Source organism: Psychrobacter sp. Arc29, assembly GCF_041431175.1.
In the GTDB taxonomy this organism is placed as follows: domain Bacteria; phylum Pseudomonadota; class Gammaproteobacteria; order Pseudomonadales; family Moraxellaceae; genus Psychrobacter.
Genome location: NZ_JASMRR010000004.1, coordinates 78,072 through 99,246 on the forward strand (window position 1 = coordinate 78,072; position 21,175 = coordinate 99,246).

Genomic DNA, 21,175 nt, shown 5'->3' on the forward strand with positions numbered 1-21,175 from the left:
GCCTGAGCCAATTGCTGAGCCTGAGCCAATTGCTGAGCCTGAGCCAATTGCTGAGCCTGAGCCAATTGCTGAGCCTGAGCCAATTGCTGAGCCTGGTGAAAATGATTCTCAATCAATATCATCATTTGATGAAGACCCACGCACCTTACTGCGTTGTATGCCTCAAGAGCTGACGGGTGAGTGGAATTCAGAAAAATGGGATTACTGGTTACAAACTGCTCGTGAAGACAACGTACTGGCACAGGACGAGCTGGCTTTAGCACGGCAAGGTACAATGATAGGTCAATGCAATGGCAAAGCTACGTTTTTGACCAGTGTTGATAGTAAGCATTTGCAAGTCACTTTTCAGCAGTTAGCTGCTAAGCTACAGCAACAGTTCACAAGTGCAGAAATTGATTTGAAAATTGACAACAGTATTATGCAAAGTGATGATAAAACACCGGAGCGTCGCCAGCAAAAACGTTTGGAGCAAGCAAAAACGGTTGCTGAGACGAAGTTGCTACACACCCCAGTAATGCAATACTTGACTGAACGTGGTGAAGGAAAAATGGGTAAAGTACAATTATATTAAGTTTTAAAAAAAGCTGTTGTTAAAATTATTTAAAAATATAGATAGGTTTTAAACGTAGTTTTATATAAAATATCAAGGCGATATCACACTATCGCCTTGATATTTTTGTTTTTATTGCGGGTCAAATGGGCTTTCTCAAGCAAGAGAAAAATATTAAGTAACGATAATATAAATTAAAATTCGTTATAATGGGATAAGTTATATTAAAAACTGAAATGAAGTTTAGGTGAGAATATGTTGGATAATTTACGCGGTATGGCTGTGTTCGCCAGTGTGGTCGGACATGGTTCTTTTAGTGGCTCAGCTCGTGAGCTTGGTATTACAACGAGTGCAGTCAGTCAGCAAATTCGTTCACTAGAGAATGAGCTTGGCGTTGTGCTATTGCATCGTTCAACTCGTAAGCTAAGCTTGACAGAAGCTGGTGAGAGCTTTTATGAGTCTGCAAAAGATGTGGTCAGCGCGGCTGAGCAAGGTCGAATCAAAGTTAATCAATTGCGTGATGAGCTAGCAGGTAGTCTACGGGTGTCGACGACGCCTGAGCTTGGCGTAAACCATATATTGCCAGCGCTCTCTACGTGGATGGCTGCACATGATGATCTGAGTGTCACTTATCTCGCTGACAATCATTATATCGATATGATTGACGAGCGTATCGACATCGCGATTCGCATGAGTCCATCGATTAATGACGCAAGCTTGAGCAGCCATCCGCTCACAGATGTGCGCCAGTTACTTGTTGCCTCACCTCAGTACTTGCGTCAGCATCCTAAGCTGAAAACGCCTAAAGAATTGGCTGACCATCAGTTAATCTGTATTGAAATCATGAAAGATGCCAATCAGATTGACATGATTCAGACAGAGACAAATAAAAAAACGCGTGTAAAAATGAACTCACGTATCTATACCAACAATGTCTTTATGGCGACAACCTTAGCTAAAGAGGGTCATGGTCTGGTTAGAATGATGGAAATGGACATCAAAAAAGAGCTTGAGAGCGGAGAATTGGTAGAGGTATTGACTGGTTATCAGTTGCCGAGCTTTGTACTATATGCCGTTACTTTAAACCGTGACCAACAACCAGCTAAAATCACTCGTTGCCTAGAAGTACTGAAGAAATATTTTCATGCAAACTAAGTATTATTTAGACTAAATATTGGTTGTTTCAATAATCGGTCAGCAAAAAGCCTATGGATATCGTTATCCATAGGCTTTTTTATTACATGCTACATATTAAAGCAAACTTTAGAATGTTGGCTTTAATAAGTTGATCAAGCGTTCAGCGACTTGTGTGCTTTCATCGCGGCTCATATTGAGTGGCGGTAGCAAACGCACCACATGGCCACCTGTCACATTAATGATGAGTTTTTGCTCATCACGGGCACGATCTACCAATTGGCTACAATCCATGTCTTCTGGCAGTGCAATACCAATCATCATACCGGCACCGCGGCTACTTACACCATGTTGTCCTAGTGCATTGACGAGACTTTCTCGGATAAATAATCCTTCCGTCACCGCATTCTCCATGATGTCGCTATTTGCGAGTACATCGTACACGCTATGTACCACACGACTGGCTAACGGTGTACCACCGTAAGTAGAGCCATGGCTCCCTGCACCAAATAAACCAGTAGCACGGCCTCGTACCATACAAGCACCGACTGGAAAGCCATTACCTAAGCCTTTGGCGGTCGTCAATACATCAGGGCGCGCATTGCTATGCTGATAAGCAAAATATTTACCAGTACGACCATTACCTGTTTGCACCTCATCAAGCATAAATAGCCAGTTATGAGCATCACACTCTGCTTGTAGCTCTTCGAGATAAGTAAAGCCATTGGCCGCAGTATTAAGGCCACCTTCACCTTGGATCGGCTCTACAAAAATGGCGCAGATGTCCTCATGATCTAACGCCGCTTGCTTTACCGCCGCAATGTCGCCAAATGACACACGGATAAAGTCGTCATCTAGCGTATAAAACCCTTCTCGGGCTTTTGGGTTAGCAGTGGCCGATAGTGATAGCAATGTACGGCCGTGGAATGACTGCTCCATCACGATGACTTTTGGGCGTGCAAAGCCTTGTTGCGACGCATACAGGCGTGCAAGTTTTAATGCGGCTTCATTTGCTTCAGCGCCACTATTGGCAAAAAACACACTATCCATCTGGGCTGCCGTACATAGTATCTCTCCTGCACGCTCTTGCCAGTCAATACCGAATAGATTGCTGGTATGAACCAAGGTCGCTGCCTGCTGTTGAATAGCGTCGGTCACTTGTGGATGGCAATGTCCTAGTCCACATACCGCGATACCAGTTAAGGCATCTAAGTATGGCGTATCGTCTTTTGTATAGAGCCAACTGCCTGCACCGCGGGTAAAGCTGATAGGTTGACGATTATAAGTGGGCATTAGGTAAGTAGCAGACATGTAAAACATCCTTGGTATAATAAATTGAGTAAAGGGGTAGGTTATAGCTCGTCAGAGAAAGGTGTGGTTTCTGCGGGTAACGTGTAGTCTTCATTTGCCCAAGCACCTAAGTCAATCAGTTTACAGCGACTACCACAAAACGGCTTATATTTGTTGTCTTGCCAAGCGGTTTGAGTGCCACAACGTGGGCAAGGGTAGGTTTTGGGTGCAGTGTTGGTATTAGAGTTAGTCATAATAAAGGTGGATGTATCCTTGATGTTATTAGTATCATTTGCGCACGATAGTTATTTATTATCATATAAATTGTGATGAATTGAGGAGTACTAGTTATCGTTATATTACTATTCAATTAGATTGGCTATATAATAGCATGGGGCAGAATAATGACAAAAGACAAATGCTTTAAGGATAGTAGATGACAGACAATATCGAGTTCACGCATCAGCAAGCGCGTGCCTTTCAACCACAAAGACTCTCCGCACCGCGCGACTTTATTATTCCAAAAATCATCAGTGATAATAAAGACGAAAAGCCGTTAATCTTGGAGATTGGAGCAGGGAAGGGCAAGCACGCACTTAGCTTTGCCGTGCAAAATCCTGATAAGCATTTGATCGCCATTGAGCGCACACGCAATAAGTTTGATGCTTTCTCAAAGCTGGCTACACTGCAAGACTTACCGAACCTAGATGCGATCCACGCAGACGCGATTGCTTGGACTGTGCATGCGCTAAAACCCAATAGTGTGGCTAAAATATTTATTCTTTATCCAAACCCTGAACAGCATAATCCCAATCAGCAATGGCTAAATATGCCCTTTTTTGAGTTTCTATTATCTCGCTTGCAAGTAGGGGGAGAGATAATACTGGTCACCAATATCGAATCCTATATGGATAACGCAGAGCATCAAGCAGCTAAGCTCTGGTGCCTACCAAATACTCGCTACCGAGTGCCTGTCGACAGCCAGCGTACGCATTTTGAAGTGAAGTATCTAGCGCGGCAAGAGGTATGCTGGGAGTTAAGCATCCGTAAGCCGAAATGGTATAAAACAAGGTTTGATAATTGGCAAGCTTAATAATAGTCGAAAAAATAGCCTAAGCAGGAAATCTGAGTCAAGAAAAGCCGTCACTAAAGGACGGCCAAAATTTCGCATGGTTAAAAACTATAAATAAGGTTTTACCAAAGTGTTAGGGCTAGTATGTGCATCAAGCACTGTTAAAAAGGTATATGCGCCAATAAATTTGCGGCTAATAAACATGAACTCTTTTGGGGGAAGGTTAAATTCAAAAGATTGCATCGCACGAGTAGCTTTAGTGGATAAGCGTGAATGCAGTTTACTATTCGCCCAAATATAGCGATTTTGCTCATCCAAACAATCTGTAGGGATGTCATCGTTTTTCTCAGGATCACTGAACGGCTCGGTAGCCAATAGGAACAATGAGGCAATATCAGAGCGTACTTTATCACTCATACTATCGAAGAAATCATAACCCGTCATGGCTAGAGTCATCGCCTGATGGTTGTGGTGATATCCTGCCCTCAATAGTCCACGGGCAATCGTAAGCAAATTACTGTCAAATTGGCGAATAGCACCAAAATCTAGCAAAACAAGTTTATCAATATCGTCTGTGCTTTCACTAACTCGAACTAAATAGTTACCAAAATTAGGGTCTGTCTGCATTTCACCCCAGACAAAAATCTCTTGCATCATAATTTCGATGGCAGCTTGACCAATCGCACTGAGGCGCTCCTGAGGCAACAGCTGTAGTGCTTCAGACACGACAGTGATACCTGGCTCATATGACATACATAGCAGACGTTTTTTTGAGTAATTACGGTTAATTTTAGGTACGATGTAACGTGGATCATTGCTTAAACGATCGTAAAAACGCTCTGTCGTTGCTGCTTCCGCTTCATAATCGACTTCATGATGGAGGAGGTCACGTATTTCCTCAAACCAAGCATCGAGCGCGCGCGTTTGAGGGACGATGTTACTTACCTTTAGTAATCGCTTAAATAGGGCGAGATCAGAGTTGATGGCATCTGCCACTCCTGGATACTGAATCTTCAATACGACTTGTTCACCAGTTGCTAATACTGTCGCCCGATGGACTTGGGCAAGAGAAGCCGTTCCAATAGGAACAGGGTCAATATCAAGCTCATTCAGTTTTTCACCCAATAGCTGGCGCAATGTTTGCTCAATTGTCGGCCAGGTAAGCGTCGCCGTATCATCATTGAGCGTTTGCAAGGCACGCGTAATCTCTGGTGGCAATATATGTTCACCGTAGATGGCTAGCATTTGACCAATCTTGACAACTGAACCTTTCAATTTACCAAGCTCTGATGCCAGATAACTCGCTTGAGCTTCCATAAATGCTTGGTTACGTGCTGTCCGTGCTTCTTTATTTAAAAACATGCCAGACACACTATTACCCGCCCAACGACGACCAATATTTAAGGAGGTTTTGGCAATCGACATGCGGCGATCAAACCCTGAGGTTTTTAGACTATCGATTGATTGCTTATTGCTAGAAGGTTTAGACGTATCATTTGCCATAAATATAATCATTCATCCAGTTGGTATTGATTTGCGGGTTCGAGACCTACAATACAAGGGAGATGTGATGCACGGGTATAAAATTGTATCATATAAAGTGCATGGGTTTTATGAGCGCACACAGGCTGTTGATAGTTACTTTGTAAGTCAAAATAATTGCGTGATATTTTGCCGATTTAATGTTGAGAGTTGTGCTCATGTCTGGTCTGTCGTTAAGCCGACATCTCATCTTTTATGAGTATTTCATCAAAAATAGACACAAAAATGAATATCAAAAAATAAGACCTAGCATGCATGATGCTAGGTCAAATAATGTATAGCGTATCAGTCATATTTGCTTAATCAGACATATGGAGTGAAATATTCACATTATCTGACAAGCTTTAATTCATTAAGCATTTTCACGAGCAATGGCATGATGTCCGATATCACGACGATACTGCGCACCATCAAAGCTAATCGCAGCAGTGACTGCTAATGCTGCTTGCTGAGCTTCAGAAATATTATTTGCTAAAGCAGTCACGCACAATACACGACCACCATTAGTCACAACTTCGTTCTCATTGTCATTCGAGAATGCCGTACCAGCATGAAAGACTTTAACCGCATTATCGTCCGTAGTATTCAGCTCTGGCAAGCCAGCAATCACATCGCCTTTCGATGATGTTTCAGGATAGCCTTTCGATGCAACTACGATGCCTAGGGCAGGGCGGTTGTCCCATTTGGCTTCGCTAGGCAGTTGACCGTCTAATCCTTGTGCGACCAAGTCTACCATTGATGACTGTAAGCGCATTAAAATAGGCTGCGTCTCTGGATCACCAAAGCGGCAGTTGAATTCGATAACATAAGGGTCGCCTGCTTTATCAATCATAAGACCAGCATATAAAAATCCAGTATAAGGATGTCCTGCCTCTTTCATTGCATCAACCACTGGCTGGATGACTTGCTCTATGACTTTGTCATGAACGTCTTTGGTCACGACTGGCGCAGGTGAATAAGCACCCATACCGCCAGTGTTGGGCCCCGTATCTCCTTCAAAAGCACGTTTGTGATCTTGGCTGGTCGCCATTGGCAAGATATTGTCACCATCAATCATGCAAATGAAACTGGCTTCTTCACCTTGCAAGAACTGCTCGATAACCACACGACTACCAGCATCACCGAATTTGTTGTCTGCTAGCATATCGTCAATCGCTTCATGCGCTTGCTCGATAGTCTCAGCAACGATAACGCCTTTACCAGCAGCAAGCCCGTCAGCTTTGATAACAATAGGCGCGCCTTGCTCATCAACGTAAGCTTTGGCAGCAGCAGCGTCTGTAAATCCTTGATAAGCCGCCGTTGGAATATTGTTTTGTTCCATGAACTCTTTGGCAAAGGTTTTCGAACCTTCTAATTGAGCACAGTAGGATGTTGGACCCCATGCTTTGATACCAGTATCACGGCACGCATCAACGATACCAGTGACCAAAGGTGCTTCTGGCCCGACGATGACCATGTCGATGTCATTGCTTTGGCAAAATTCGATAACAGCGCTGTGCTCGCCGGCATCAGTAGACGTTAGGACGACGTTTTGGCATTTAGGTTCAAGGGCCGTGCCAGCATTACCAGGAGCGATATAGACATTTTTGACATTGTCATCTTTTGCACACTGCCATGCCAGCGCGTGTTCACGACCACCTGAACCAATCACCAAAATATTCATCATACCTCTTGCCCTTAGCATTAAAGTTAATAATGAGCTATTCGTACGCTCGTAGATATATCGGCATATTCTAACAAAAAAACAGTATTAATTACTATGAGTATCCGCTCGCCAGCACTTAATCTTGAATATTATGGCATTAAACATCATTGTCTCATTAGCAAAGGTTATCGACATGTCGCTGATTCATGAAATGATGTTGTACGCTTTAGCTCGCGTCGCAGGTGCGTTAAACTTCACTATATTGATGGTATTAAATCCTGATGGCTACATATTCATAAAAATAAGAGTAAAAAAAGGAGAAAATCTTTAGACGTCATAATAAAAGAATAAGTCGCGTGACTGGATATATTGCCATTGCATCACAAGTTATAAGCCCCATATGCAATGACGGTAATTAATACAAATTGATAAACATAAATAGATAAACCAAACCTATAAAAAGGACGAAGGACAATGCCAAACTCCCTCAGTATCGCAAAAGAGCGCATTAGCCAGATAAGCGATATTGCTACCAGTTATGTACAAAAAGACAAATCGCTATTTGATCATTTTATCCATAGCTACTATGAGCCGCTGCATCAAGAAACTGCAGAGGCGATTAGTAATGCTGACTTGGCGGGCATGGCGCTACATCACTTTACATTGCTCAAAGCCTACGATTGCAGCAAACCACAACTGGCAGTATTGAATCCCTTAGCAGAAGAGCAGCACTTTCATAGCTCACACACGGTCATTCAGATCGTGGCATATGATAGACCATTTTTAGTTGATACAATCTTGATGAGCCTTGAAGCTGAAGGTATTGATGTGCATCGTACTTACAATATCATCGTGAGTGTTAAACGCGATGAAGATGGCCAGATTACTTATGTTGAAGGCGCACATGAAAGTGCCACTTCTCATATGTCGTTGATTCATTGTGAAATTGCTTATCAAGATAATGAAAACTTGGAAGCATTGAAGCAAATGCTCATGTCTAAAATTGACACGCTTGATACCGTCGTTGGTGACTGGAAACAAATGCGTGCGCAGTTAAATGACATTAAGGCTGAGCTGTCTAACAAACCACTGCCAGAAGTGTTCTACTCACAACAAGAAATCCAAGCATTTTTAGATTGGATATTAGACGATCACTTTATCTTCTTAGGTTATCGCGAGTACCGTTTAGAAGGCGGTCACGAAATCGAAGTCACCGAACCTACTAATTTGGATTTATTTGCTATTGGTAATAGCGGTCTTGGTCTATTGCGCGGTTCAGAAGAAGACAAGCTGTCAGAAAGCTTCAATCAACTGCCTAAAGGGCTAAAACAATTATTGACTGAGCCACGCGTGTTGATGCTGTCTAAATCAAGCCGCGTCTCTCCGATACATCGCTCGGTATATATGGATTTTTTGGGCATCCATAAGTTCGATGATAATGGTAAATTGATTGGTGAATATCGTTTTATCGGCTTGCTGACATCCCAAGCATATCAGCTTACCGTACAGCAAATACCGCTATTACGCGAAAAGGCCAACAAGATTATGGCCATGGCAGAATTGCCACGTGATGGTCATGCTCATCATAAATTGATGCATGTGATTAATACATTGCCACGTGACGATCTGTTCCAAGCCAGCGTCGAAGAGCTATACCCAATTGTCTCAGGTATTAGCCAATTACAAGACAAAAAGAGCTTACGCTTATTTAGCCGTATCGACCATTACCAACGTTTTGTGTCGTGCTTAGTTTATATCCCACGTGATAAGTTCAACACTGAGCTACGCATCAAAGTACAAAACGTTCTAAAAGATGCTTACAACGGTATGTCTTCAGGTTTTACCACTGAATTCAACGAATCTGCGCACGCCCGCGTCCATGTCCATGTGCGCACAGTGCCAGGTCAGGTGAATGATGTTAATATCGCAACACTTGAAGCCAAGTTGTCGGCACTTATGCAGTCATGGGATGACAATTATCAAAAAATGCTGCTTGATAATGTGGGTGAGCAACAAGCCAACGCCTTAAACCGTCGCTTTTTAGACTATATTCCTGCTGCGTATCAAGAGCGTTTTGATGCTCGTACTGCAGTCGAAGATACGAAGCGCCTAGCTGGATTGACCGCAGAAAACCCAATGCTTTGGCATTTATACCAGTCGACAGGCGATGCACGTAACCAACTTCACCTAAAGCTATACGGTCGCGAGCAGCCTGTTATCCTATCAAAAGTACTACCAATACTTGAAAACTTTGGTGTATCGGTTATCTCAGCACAAACTTACGAGTTTGATTTGCCAGAGCAGCCTATCTGGATGCAAGAGTACGAATTAACGCTAGAGCATGTCGATACGGTCAATATGCAAGTCGTACGTGGTCAGTTTGAAGACAGCCTCAAGCAAATCTGGGCGGGCCGTGTTGAGAGCGATTCGTTCAATGAATTGGTACTAACGACCAAGCTCGACACTTACGATGTCGTCGTATTGCGTGCATTGTCTCGCTATATGCTACAAGCTCGTGCGCCATTCTCTAGTGCTTATATTCAGCAAACAGTCGTTAAAAACAGTGATATCAGTGTGGCATTGGGCAGCTTGTTTGATGCGCGCATGAATCCTGAATATAGTGATGAGACGCGCCAAGAAAAAACAACGAAAATTCAAGAGCAAATTACTGCTGCGTTAGCAGATGTCGATAGCCTAGACGAAGATCGTATCTTGCGCTGGTACTTGGATTTGATCAATGCAATGGTACGTACCAACTTCTATCAAGTGGATAGCGATGGTCAACGTAAAGATCGTTTGTCGTTTAAGTTCTTGGCAGCAGACATTCCAAACTTGCCTAAACCAAAGCCAATGTTTGAGATATTTGTGTATTCACCGCGCGTCGAAGCCGTACATTTACGTGGTGGCAAAGTCGCTCGTGGTGGTCTTCGCTGGTCAGACCGTATGGAAGATTTCCGTACCGAAGTACTCGGCCTTGTCAAAGCACAGATGGTCAAAAACGCAGTAATCGTTCCTGTTGGCTCTAAAGGTGGCTTTATTGTCAAAACCAAAAGCATGGCTGATGGTCGTGAAGCGTTCCAAGCAGAAGGCATTGCCTGCTATCAAACGTTCTTACGCGGTATGCTTGATGTCACAGACAACATTGTAGATGGCAACATCGTCCCGCCAGCCAACACGGTACGCCATGATGAAGATGATCCGTACTTGGTTGTCGCAGCGGACAAAGGCACAGCGACTTTCTCTGATATCGCCAACGCGCTAGCAGCAGAGTACAACTTCTGGCTGGATGATGCCTTTGCATCAGGTGGCTCAGTAGGGTATGACCATAAAGCAATGGGTATCACAGCGCGCGGTGGTTGGGAGTCGGTCAAACGTCACTTCCGTATGCGCGGTATGGATATCCAAAACCGTGACGACTTTACTGTGGTCGGTATTGGTGACATGAGTGGTGATGTATTTGGTAATGGTATGCTGCTCTCAACGCATACTAAGCTAGTTGCTGCCTTTAACCATTTGCATATCTTTATTGATCCTAATCCAGATACAGCGGCCTCGTACGCTGAGCGCGCACGCTTGTTTGAACTGCCACGCTCATCATGGGCAGATTATGAAGCGTCATTGATCAGTCAAGGTGGTGGTATATTCTCACGCCAAGACAAGACCATCGCTATCAGTCCTGAGATGAAATCGCTCTTTGATATCAGTGCAGACAGTCTTGCACCGAATGATTTGATTAGCGCATTGCTACGTGCACCTGTCGATCTCATCTGGAATGGTGGTATCGGTACTTATGTCAAAAGTGCGAACGAGACGCATGCCGATGTTGGCGATCGTGCAAATGATTCGCTACGTATCGATGGTAATGAGCTACGTGCAGCCGTCGTTGGTGAAGGTGGTAACTTAGGTCTAACCCAGCAAGGTCGTATCGAGTACGCTCAAACGGGCGGACGCATATATACAGATGCCATCGATAACTCAGGCGGTGTGAACTGCTCGGATCATGAAGTCAATATCAAAATCCTACTTGGCAAAGTGGTCGAGCAAGGCGATATGACGCTGAAGCAACGTAATGAATTGCTTGAGAGTATGACTGATACCGTAGCAGAATTGGTACTACGTCAGAACTACTTGCAACCACAAGCCATTGAGCTGAGCCATATTCGCGCCGCAGCCAATCTAAGCGATCATCAGCGCTTCATCCAAATGTTAGAGAGTGAAGGGCGTCTGGATCGTGCGATTGAGTATCTACCATCAGACGAAGAGATTACGAAGCGTCAAAAAGCAGATACCGGTCTGACCAATCCTGAGCTCGCAGTCGTCTTGGCTTATGGCAAAATGTGGGTTTATGACAATCTGTTATCATCTGATTTACCAGATGATCCGTACTTCATTAACGAGCTACGTAAATACTTCCCAGATGAGCTTGCGTCACGCTTCTTTGACGAGATGACTGAGCACCGCTTGCATCGTGAGATCATTAGCACTTACTTGACCAACAGTGTGGTCAACCGCTTAGGTATTGAAGCGCTATTCCGTCTCTTTGAGGAAACCGATCAATCACTAGCGACTATCGTGCGTGGTTATGCGATTAGCCGTGATGTATTCAACGTATCGCGCGCTTGGCAAGCATTGGAAGCATTGGATAATCAGGTCGAAGCAACACTACTGCTGAATCTTGAGCTACGTTTACGTGATGCGCTTGAGCGCGGTGTGGTCTGGTTTATCAATGCCTTTGGTCAAAACTTGCAAGTTGCTGATATGATTAGCCGCTTTAGTGAAAGTGTTGAAAAACTAACTAAGCCAAGTGGCTTTATTGAGCAGCAGTTTGCTCAATATTTGCAAGAAGATACCGAACGTTTGATGCAAAAAGATCTGTCTGACAACGATGCTACTTTATTTGCGATGCTACCGTACCATGTCGATGCGCTTGATGCTGCATTGCTGGCTGAGCAATATGAGCGTCCTGTTGATGAGATTGCAACCCTGTACTTTGAAGCCTATCAAGTGTTGCAATTAGATTGGATGATGGATAATATTGCCAATTTACCGCAGCAAGACTACTGGGATCGCCGTGCACGCCATGCGTTAGTGAACGAGCTGTCACGCAGCTTGCGCCTACTAATGGATGCGGTACTGTCTAAACCAGATGCCAAGCAAGCATTTAGTGAATGGAGAGCAAGACACGTCGATCAGCTGGCAGCAGTCACGACAGAGATGAATAAGTTAGATGAGCTGCATAGCAACGATGAAGAAGGTCAAATTGGTCTGTCAACGTTGTCAGTATTGATGAGTGAGCTGAGTGGTTTAGTCACTAAATAATAAGTTACTCAGTAAGAAATAAATATCTGTATGTTCAAAAAAACCACCGTTCTTAATGTTCGGTGGTTTTTATTGTCTAAACGAAATCGTTTAATCGAAAGTAGAGTAGAAAATAGCAAACTGACTAGCTTAAATTATGATGCTTTTTCACTGACAACTTTGTGACATCCTTGACCACTAATTCGGCTAAAACCGCCCGAGAGCTTTTCGACCTTAATTTGGGTTAAGATACGATCTTTTAGCGCCTGTACATGGGATATCACTCCGATTAATTTGCCTTCTTGCTGCAAATTGGTCAACGTATCAAGCGCAATATCTAAAGATTCTTCATCCAAGGTACCAAAGCCTTCATCTAAAAATAGCGAGTCCACGCGAATATTTTGGCTGGCCATCTGCGACAGTCCCAATGCCAAAGCCAGACTGATAATAAACCCTTCACCGCCTGAGAGATTTTTGGTACTACGAATCTCACCGCCCTGATAATTGTCAATGACATTGAGCTCAAGCGGGCTATTGTCATCACGAGCCAGCAGGTAGCGATCACTCATTTTTTGCAGCTGAGTATTTGCATGATTAACCATGAGATCAAAAGTGAGGCCTTGAGCAAAGGTACGATACTTTTTGCCATCAGACGAGCCAATCAGTTTATGTAGCTGTTGCCACACTTGTAACTTATCCTTTTGGGCAGTGATGGCATTAATCTGTGCCTGTTGCGTGCTTTTCTTATCCTCATTGTCTTTTAGACGCTGACTGATTGCACCAATAGATTCAATGCAGCTATTAAACTTCTCTTGGATTTGTGCTTGCTGCTGGATAAGCGTTTCTTTATCGTCTGTTGTCAACGGGTTGGCTTGCTTATCTTCTAATGCTTTCTCGGTTTCTTTCAATAAGGATTGCGCTTGCTTGAGTGCATAATCAATACGTTCTTGCTGCTGCTTGAGTGTATTGCGCTCATCCATAGGCAAGCGCGCCGCCAAAAATTCTGCTTCCGTATCAAAGCTGGAGGCGGCAAGTGCGTTATTAAATGCGGTATGTTGCGTCTCTAAGGTTTGCGTAGCTGCTTCGATACGATTGGCTAAGTTTTCTTGCTGCTTTATGAGCTGTTGCAAATTATACGTTTCTGTATCCAGTTGTCGTTGGGCAACACTGTGCGCCTCTTGCGCTTGATCTAGCGTGTCTCTAAGCGTACGTTCAGCTGCTTCTAGGTCGGTCGCCTCAAAAACCTCTGCGCGTTCGTCTTGAAACTGGGTTAGTGCAGCTGTCTGTTTATTCTTCACTTGTATTAGACTGTTAAGCGAATCGGTATCTTTTTTGAGCTGTGCTTCTTTATTCTCAATATATACTTTTATGCGTTCAAGGTCGGTCTGTATTGTCTGCTGTTTGTTCTTATCTTCAGCGAAAGCGTCTTTTAGCTGTACGAGGGCGCGGCGCTGCTGACGTAGTTCTTCAAGATAACTATCATACTCTGCATTGCTCAGAATTTTTTGTTGTGTAATGCTAGCCGATAACGGCTGTAAATTATCGGGTGCACTTTGCAAGGTGCTCAGCGCCTCTGTTGGATAGCTACTGGCAGCATAAGGGTTAATGCGCTGCAAAATGGTAGTAATGAGCGTTTGTAGTTCAGCAAAGTTCTCTGTAATCTTATTATCGATACCTGTTATATTATTTTCGGTAATGGTGATTTTGTATCTCTGCTCAATGATATCATTTGCTAGTACTTGCTGGTCTTGTGATGCCGTCTCTAGTGTCTCACGCATACGGGTTATGTCTTCACTGTAGCTTTCGTAGCGTTCTAAAGTATCTGCGATTTCTTTTTTATACTGATTTAACTTGTTTTTACTATCAGCAAGTGTTTGCGCGATGTCGTTATCACTGCCCATCGCAAGTAATGGTTGTAGTAACGTGGTAATAGTACTGTCAGCGTTGTCTTTATCATTCGTGTGCTGACTAATGACATGTAAAAGTTCCATTATGTCGGTATTGTGCTGCTGTATTTGCGCATTGAGTTCGGCTTGCTGATTTTTTTTACTCGCAAGCGTACTTTGTTTACTTGCCTGCTCAATCTGCTGGGCAGTGATGCTTTTATTCAGCTCGGTAATTTGTTCATCTAAAACACTAATATACTGCGCTAATTGGGAGTTTTCGTCATCGGGTAAAAGGTGCGGGTGATTTTGGGCGTAAGGGTGCTCAAGCGCGCCGCACAAAGGACAAGGTTTACCGTCTTGCAGATTGGCAATATAGTTTTCTAGCGCCGTGACCTTTTGTTGTAGTTGTAGCTGATTCGATTTGTCTTGGCGCTTTTCTTGCGTATTTTTGAGGCTTACTTTTTTTGTTGTAATCAACTCTTCATAGCCACTGATTTCACTCTCTAGCTGCTCGATGTGACTGATGATTTTTGTCACTTGTGCGTCAAGGTCACGGCGCTGCTGGTTATGAAAGCGCAGTTGATCGAGCTGCTGGCTAGTGCTGTCTATCTGCGTTTGCTTCGCGCGTATCTTTGTGACTGATTTTACTTGAACTAGCTCGCTTTGCTCTTCTTGTAGGGTAGCTAAATGGTCTTGGATGGTTTTATTTTTTTTGCTGTGATCTTCTTGTCGCTTCTGCCATGTTTCCAAGGCCGTTTTTTGTTCTTCTAATTCACGTGTTTGGCGTATCTTGTCTTGCGAAAGTACTGAATTTTGATGTATTACCGCTTTTAGGCGACTGCACTTTTCATCAAAAATGGCAATATCGCCGTCTAAATAGCTTAAATTATCCGTACCGGTAATTTTTTCGGTCAATTGCGCGTTTTGGTTTTCTTTTTCTATGGCAATGCTTTTTTGCGCAGCAATATTTTCAAGCAGTTGCTCGTTATCTGCTTTAAGTGTGTCATGTCTGACACTTGTATCGTTTAAAGCGCGACGCTGCTGGGCAATCTCGTTGTCGAGGTCACGTGCTTTCTGAATCTTCGGTCGTGCGATTTGCATTGCGTTTTCTGCATCTTGGCGCTGTGTTATTTGCTTCTCTAGCTGTGTGCGAGCGCTTTGTGTAAGTGCTTGCTGCTTAGGTAAGTCATACTCGAGCTGCGCTTTTTCTCGATTTAATTCGCCAACATGCTTGCGAGTAGATGATAACTCACCAAACTGACTATCAATCTCCAACGCCTTATTGGCAGCGGTTAAGCGCTTGGCATTAGGGATAAAATCTTGCTGCGATTGCTGCGCCTGTACCAAGTCGTTTTCATAAGCATTCAGCTTTTCTTTTGCTTCTATGACACTATCTAGCCACTTTATTTTTTCGGCCAAATCTTGAATGGTCTGCTGTTGCTCACTTTGGGTGCTTTGATGTGACTGCAAATCTGCTCTTAATTGACCTTCTTCTTCGGTATCTAAAAGTGCCAAGCCATCTAAACTGTATTGCAGTTTACTCAATATCTCTTCTTCAGTGCGCTTCTTATCATGAACCTGTGTGGAGATAGTTGCGTAAATATCAGTGCCTGTAATTTTCTCTAAAATATCGGCACGTTCATCAGCCTTTGCCTTTAGAAATGCTGAAAAGCTACCCTGAGCCAGCAATATAGAGCGAGTGAACTGCTGAAAATCCATCCGAGTTAGTTCAATGATTTTATTTTTGGTGTGTTTTAAAGTGCTTTCTAGTAGTTCATCTTCTTTCGATGGATCATCAACGTGTATTCTAACAATCTCATGAGTGGCATCTTGCAAATTTCCGTCCGCTTTATTATAAGCGCGGCGCTGTCCCCAACGGCAGCGGTACTGCTCACCATTCAGATCAATCACAACTTCAGCGAAGCATTCCGCTGTTTGCCGCGTCATTACCTCATTGCTGCTTTTGCTGATACTGTTGATCCTTGGTGTTTCACCATATAATGCCAAACATATGGCATCCAATATGGTGGTCTTGCCAGCGCCAGTCTGTCCTGTGATCGCAAAGATACCTTCATTGGTAAAGGCGGTGTCAGCAAAATCAATATGCCATTCACCTTTGAGAGAATTGAGGTTTTTGAGTCTGAGTTCGATTAGGCGCATGAATATATCTTATTATTAGTGATAGCAACAACTGCGAAAATTTAGAAAGATAGAAAATAGAAGTGCGATAATGATTTACCACTTATATTATTCTGCCTGTTTGTCCTCATGATGTAAGTGATAAAGTATCTGACCATAGGCATCACGCAACGAGTCTTTTTGAGAATCAGCCACATCATTTATCGTCAAGCAGCGCTCAAACACTTCCATCTCATTTAAGTCCTGCAAGTTCTCAGAGGTTTGCTGCTGATTGAGGACTTTGTTATAAGTACGAGTGTTTTTTATCTTAAGCACTTCATATGGCACCCCTTCCACCATTGCTTGCACTTGCTCACGCAAATCACTGACAATCTCATCCCCTGTATAGACAACCTCTAGCCAAATAGAGTCCGATTGCGTAAGCGCTCTAATGGTTTGCTCAATCGTAATTAGGTCACCAGATATTTGCGCCAGTTGTTGAAACTTTGGAATGGGCAGGGACATTACTTGCATTTGATTAGCGTCATCGCGATGCAGTATTTTATTGCTAGTCACGGCGTCAGTAGAAGTTTCTCGAATGCTTTTATATTGCTCAGGCTGAATAGGAGTATTTTCTATGACAGTGGATTTTTTAACTTCCTCATCTTCTAATGGCTCATCAAAGCCGAACAAGTCGTCCATGAAAGGCAGTGCCTGACTCACCACTGTTTTAGCAGTTTTTTCTGCTAATTTATCTACTGATTTTTTAACTTGGGCGACTTCAATAGTAGCGGCTATATTGATGGCATGAGGAATAATACTATCAGGTACGACATTCAGCTCTGAGATGTCATTATTAAAATGTTCTGCGGCACCAAACTGTACCAGCAATACTTGCTTTTGCTGTTTGGCCTCTCCAAAACCCATAGCGATGGGTGAGCCTGAGTAGCGAATACTCTCACGACCGCCAACACGCTGCGGCACGTGCAAATGCCCAAGGGCAACATAATCAAAACTCTCATCGAACATATCAGCGGAGATTTTTCCAAGTGAGCCGACATAGAGATCGCGCACGCCATCATCGTCGGTTGTTTTGCCGCCTGCTGCGAATAGATGACCTGTGGCAATGATAGGGATATGCCGTTGATGTACCTCGATTAATTTGGCCTGCTGTTCTCTCGCAATGCTTGCTACCTCATCATAGTGAGCGCGAATACCTTTGATAACATTGGCGTCTTTGCTATCCTCAGACTCGCCAGCGCTACTGCTACGCACATCACGGTCGCGCAGGTAGGGTACAGCGGCGATGATGCAATGAGGATTATTATCATCATCACCTAAGACCAATACTTCATCTTCTAAATCATCACAAGCAGTCCCAATCACATGGACGTTCAGAAATTTGAGCACATTGCTTGGCGCATCCAAAAAGGTGGGTGAGTCATGATTGCCTGCGACAATGACCACATGCTGACAGCAGGAACGTGAGACCTTACCCAAAAACTCATAATATAGCGCTTGGGCTTTATTGCTTGGGGTCATAGTATCAAAGACGTCACCTGCGACAATCAATATATCCACTTGCTGTGCGCTAATGGCGTCTTCTAACCACTGCAAAAACGCCTCAAACTCTTCATAACGAAGACGACCATAAAGCCTGCGCCCCAAGTGCCAATCGGACGTGTGCAATATTTTTAAAGGTTTAGTAGAGCGGTATTTAGGAGCAACAGATAGGGGCATAGTTTGGCTTATTATTAAACGTCAGAACATTAATTAGGTGGCTTTCATTCTAGCAAGAATCGTTGAAATTTTCTCTGTTGCCAAAAGAAAACCCTGCCAATCATCTATTGGCAGGGTCGCTTTGCGGTACAAGGAATAATAAAACACAGAGGATTAATCGACGATGAGCTGCTCTAGATCGTCCCCTGAATTTGTCGCAAGATTTGCAATCATCGATAGTGCGTGCGCTTGCTGGTCTATGGGTTGTTTTACTGCTTCACCTCTCGAGCCTTCACGTAACCAATTTTTAGCTATATCATCACTGTTTTGACTGTGCTGCTGATTTTGTAAATTATACCAAGCCAAGTCATTATGTAGACTGACCACATCTCCCATAATAAGTAGGGCAGGCGTCGGCAACTCGGCGTCCTCTTGTTTGGCAACAATCGTTGCAAGCGTACCTGTCAGTACTTGCTGATTGGGCATACTGGCATTAGAGACAATGGCAATTGGCGTATCAGCGCTACGACCAGCGTCAACCAAGCCTTCAGTCAAGCGCGCTAGCGAATGCAGACCCATATAAAATACCACCGTCTCATCGGTGTTCAAGAAATTTTTGAAGTTACTGTTAGGTGCGCCTGCTTTCAAAAATCCTGTCACAAAACGTACGGACTGTGAGTGGTCACGATGAGTAAGTGGAATCCCCGCATAGCTGGCAGCGGCATTGGCAGCGGTGATGCCCGGCACGACCTGATACGGCACATTATTTGCTCGTAAGCTTTCGATCTCCTCGCCACCGCGACCAAAGATAAATGGATCGCCACCTTTTAAGCGAACGACACGCCGACCTTCTTTGGCGCTATTGACCAATAATTCATTGATGCCAAGCTGCGCGACCGTATGGTTGCTGCGTTTTTTACCGACAAACACTTTGTCTGCATCACGGCGGCAAAGATCCAGCACTTGTGGCGATACCAAGGCATCATAGTAGACAATATCTGCTTGCTGCATTAAACGCAGCGCTTTGAAGGTCAAAAGCTCTGGATCACCAGGGCCTGCGCCAACGATATAGACTTCGCCTACGGGGGGTAATTTTGTTTCTGACTCGTCTGACAGAGTAGGCGTTGTATTTTCCGCAGCATCAGGATGGGCTGTCTTATGAATAGCAGCGGCAGTGTTATCTAAATCCGCTTGTAGCTTGGCAGCTGCTTCTGTTTCATTACCGGCAAACATCAGCTGGCTGACTTGACCTTCAAACGCACGCTCCCAAAACTGCCGCCGTCCAGTCAGCGTTGGTATTTTGGCTTTTACCTCAGTACGGAAATCCCCTGCCAACTTGGCTAGTTTACCATAGCCTTGCGGGATCAAGGTCTCAAGGCGTGCCCGTAATAGCCGTGCCAACACTGGGGCTTTACCATTTGATGAAATGCCGATGACAATGGGATTACGATCGATAATCGCTGGAAAGATAAAATCACACAATGGCGGCGTATCGACCACATTGACTGGGATGTTTAACTCAGTCGCATCTGCGTGAATCTCATTGTTAAGCGTTTCATCGTCAGTCGCGGCAATGATCACACGTGCACCTGACATATAGCGCTTATTATAATTCTCGTAGATAAACTGGTGTTTATCATCCGTTAGCAAGGCTTGTATCTCATGGCTGATGTCAGGCGCAAGAATCGTAATGCACGCGCCAGCACGGCTGAGCAAGTCAGCTTTACGCAGTGCCACTTCGCCGCCGCCCACGATGAGCACTTTACGGCCTTCTAATTTAAAAAATAGCGGGAAGGTGTTCATAGTGTCACCATATATTGAGTTATTTATTATAAAGGGTAGAAAAGGTATGAGAGATGCCGCCATTATGAGGTATCACAGACACACTCTCACCTAATGAATTGGCATTAACATATTCGTTTTTGAAATATTAATTGATATTTTCCTTGCCAATAGGAATAGATTAAATGACTTTCTTAAATCAATAAATTATCTAACACACGCTAACATATCCCAAAATTAGGCTGTGCTAGCATGTCTTAAGATAATTAATCGTGTATCAATAATTCACAATATTTAAAAAGAGTAAGCATACTATGAAATTACAAGACAGAGTGGCGATTATATTTGGTGGCACTTCAGGGTTGGGCGAGGCGACGGCTAAGGCATTTGCTAATGAAGGCGCTAAAGTCGTCGTCACAGGACGAGATGAGGAAGATGGCAATCGAATCGTTAAAGATATTACAGATAACAATCAAGATGCCATCTTTGTAAAAGCTGATGTAACTAAAAAGAGTGATATTCAAGCAGTGGTTGATAGCGCGTTAACGACTTATGATAAAATCGATATTTTGTACAACGGTGCTGGTATCCATGATGCTTATGACAATGCTGTTGAGCTAGAAGAAGATTTTTACGATAAATTGATGGCGATTAATGTCAAAGCGCCTTATCTGGCTTCAAAAATGGTGATTCCGCATTTTATCAAGCAAGGTGGCGGCACTGTTATTAATGTCGGCTCGCAAGCGACACAAATGGCAGGACCGGGCGGCTCAGCATATGTAACCTCCAAACATGCCATTTTGGGTTTCTCAAAACAACTGGCTTTTGATTTTGGTAGTCAAGGCATCAAAGTGAATACATTGTCGCCAGGTTTTATAGAAACACCAATGACTGAAGGTATTGACGATGAACGCCTGACGCGTATTCCGGCCGAGCGTGCTGGTAAGCCTGAAGAGATTGCTGCACTTGCTGTGTTCTTGGCATCTGATGACTCTAATTATATGCAAGGCGCTAACGTTTTGATGGATGGCGGTTGGGTGCTAGGTCGCAAATAGCTTTAGTAGTTGCCAACATGGTCGTCAACAGTAAAAAAGCCCTCTCTTAAATTAAAGAAAGGGCTTTTTTCATTCAGAAAACAC

At 43.7% G+C, this 21,175-nt stretch carries 11 protein-coding genes and 1 pseudogene; 5 read left to right on the forward strand and 7 right to left on the reverse strand.

Annotated features, from left to right (window positions below):
* Nucleotides 1–571, forward strand: a pseudogene (locus QO189_RS06855) (DNA polymerase III subunit gamma/tau); the annotation flags it as partial.
* Nucleotides 572–805: 234 nt separating this feature from the next.
* On the forward strand, nucleotides 806–1,705 hold the full coding sequence (locus tag QO189_RS06860; protein WP_371532105.1) for a LysR family transcriptional regulator: 900 nt from the start codon (nucleotides 806–808) through the stop codon (nucleotides 1,703–1,705).
* Between the two features lie 108 nt (nucleotides 1,706–1,813).
* On the opposite strand, the gene QO189_RS06865 is transcribed toward QO189_RS06860, so the two are convergent.
* Together QO189_RS06865 and QO189_RS06870 are read right to left on the reverse strand one after the other, a co-directional pair.
* Nucleotides 1,814–2,995, reverse strand: a complete 1,182-nt coding sequence (locus QO189_RS06865; RefSeq protein WP_371532106.1) for an aspartate aminotransferase family protein — start codon at nucleotides 2,993–2,995, stop codon at nucleotides 1,814–1,816.
* A 41-nt stretch (nucleotides 2,996–3,036) separates the two neighbouring features.
* Nucleotides 3,037–3,228: a DNA gyrase inhibitor YacG gene (locus tag QO189_RS06870; RefSeq protein ID WP_371532107.1), complete on the reverse strand. Its 192-nt coding sequence runs from the start codon at nucleotides 3,226–3,228 to the stop codon at nucleotides 3,037–3,039.
* A 182-nt stretch (nucleotides 3,229–3,410) separates the two neighbouring features.
* Here QO189_RS06870 and QO189_RS06875 point away from each other — a divergent pair, with 182 nt between their 5' ends.
* Nucleotides 3,411–4,067, forward strand: a complete 657-nt coding sequence (locus QO189_RS06875; protein WP_371532108.1) for an SAM-dependent methyltransferase — start codon at nucleotides 3,411–3,413, stop codon at nucleotides 4,065–4,067.
* Nucleotides 4,068–4,154: 87 nt separating this feature from the next.
* On the opposite strand, the gene QO189_RS06880 is transcribed toward QO189_RS06875, so the two are convergent.
* Together QO189_RS06880 and purD are read right to left on the reverse strand one after the other, a co-directional pair.
* The gene (locus tag QO189_RS06880; protein WP_371532109.1) at nucleotides 4,155–5,549 is read right to left on the reverse strand and encodes an ABC1 kinase family protein; all 1,395 of its coding nucleotides are present in this window, start codon (nucleotides 5,547–5,549) and stop codon (nucleotides 4,155–4,157) included.
* Between the two features lie 391 nt (nucleotides 5,550–5,940).
* The gene (purD, locus tag QO189_RS06885) at nucleotides 5,941–7,251 is read right to left on the reverse strand and encodes a phosphoribosylamine--glycine ligase (RefSeq protein ID WP_371532323.1); all 1,311 of its coding nucleotides are present in this window, start codon (nucleotides 7,249–7,251) and stop codon (nucleotides 5,941–5,943) included.
* Between the two features lie 456 nt (nucleotides 7,252–7,707).
* On the opposite strand from purD, the gene QO189_RS06890 reads away from it, so the two are divergent.
* Nucleotides 7,708–12,552, forward strand: a complete 4,845-nt coding sequence (locus QO189_RS06890) for an NAD-glutamate dehydrogenase (RefSeq protein WP_371532110.1) — start codon at nucleotides 7,708–7,710, stop codon at nucleotides 12,550–12,552.
* A 134-nt stretch (nucleotides 12,553–12,686) separates the two neighbouring features.
* On the opposite strand, the gene QO189_RS06895 is transcribed toward QO189_RS06890, so the two are convergent.
* The 3 genes from QO189_RS06895 to cysG all read right to left on the reverse strand — a co-directional run bounded on the left by QO189_RS06895 (nucleotide 12,687) and on the right by cysG (nucleotide 20,057).
* On the reverse strand, nucleotides 12,687–16,577 hold the full coding sequence (locus tag QO189_RS06895; RefSeq protein WP_371532111.1) for an AAA family ATPase: 3,891 nt from the start codon (nucleotides 16,575–16,577) through the stop codon (nucleotides 12,687–12,689).
* 87 nt (nucleotides 16,578–16,664) lie between these two features.
* A complete protein-coding gene (locus QO189_RS06900) occupies nucleotides 16,665–18,275 on the reverse strand; it encodes an exonuclease SbcCD subunit D C-terminal domain-containing protein (protein WP_371532112.1) in 1,611 nt (536 codons plus the stop codon).
* Nucleotides 18,276–18,428: 153 nt separating this feature from the next.
* Entirely contained in the window at nucleotides 18,429–20,057 is a 1,629-nt protein-coding gene (gene cysG / locus QO189_RS06905; protein ID WP_371532113.1) for a siroheme synthase CysG, read from the reverse strand.
* A gap of 293 nt (nucleotides 20,058–20,350) precedes the next feature.
* Between cysG and QO189_RS06910 the strand changes: the two genes are divergently transcribed.
* Nucleotides 20,351–21,091 (forward strand): SDR family NAD(P)-dependent oxidoreductase, encoded by a 741-nt coding sequence (locus QO189_RS06910; RefSeq protein WP_371532114.1) that lies wholly within the window; start codon nucleotides 20,351–20,353, stop codon nucleotides 21,089–21,091.
* The last annotated feature ends 84 nt before the right edge of the window (nucleotides 21,092–21,175 follow it).

Bases quoted from the DNA above. Each gene is read 5' to 3' on its own strand.
- QO189_RS06860 (WP_371532105.1), top strand. From the start codon at position 806: ATGTTGGATAATTTACGCGGTATGGCTGTGTTCGCCAGTGTGGTCGGA.
- QO189_RS06865 (WP_371532106.1), bottom strand. From the start codon at position 2,995: ATGTCTGCTACTTACCTAATGCCCACTTATAATCGTCAACCTATCAGC.
- QO189_RS06870 (WP_371532107.1), bottom strand. From the start codon at position 3,228: ATGACTAACTCTAATACCAACACTGCACCCAAAACCTACCCTTGCCCA.
- QO189_RS06875 (WP_371532108.1), top strand. From the start codon at position 3,411: ATGACAGACAATATCGAGTTCACGCATCAGCAAGCGCGTGCCTTTCAA.
- QO189_RS06880 (WP_371532109.1), bottom strand. From the start codon at position 5,549: ATGGCAAATGATACGTCTAAACCTTCTAGCAATAAGCAATCAATCGAT.
- purD (WP_371532323.1), bottom strand. From the start codon at position 7,251: ATGAATATTTTGGTGATTGGTTCAGGTGGTCGTGAACACGCGCTGGCA.
- QO189_RS06890 (WP_371532110.1), top strand. From the start codon at position 7,708: ATGCCAAACTCCCTCAGTATCGCAAAAGAGCGCATTAGCCAGATAAGC.
- QO189_RS06895 (WP_371532111.1), bottom strand. From the start codon at position 16,577: ATGCGCCTAATCGAACTCAGACTCAAAAACCTCAATTCTCTCAAAGGT.
- QO189_RS06900 (WP_371532112.1), bottom strand. From the start codon at position 18,275: ATGCCCCTATCTGTTGCTCCTAAATACCGCTCTACTAAACCTTTAAAA.
- cysG (WP_371532113.1), bottom strand. From the start codon at position 20,057: ATGAACACCTTCCCGCTATTTTTTAAATTAGAAGGCCGTAAAGTGCTC.
- QO189_RS06910 (WP_371532114.1), top strand. From the start codon at position 20,351: ATGAAATTACAAGACAGAGTGGCGATTATATTTGGTGGCACTTCAGGG.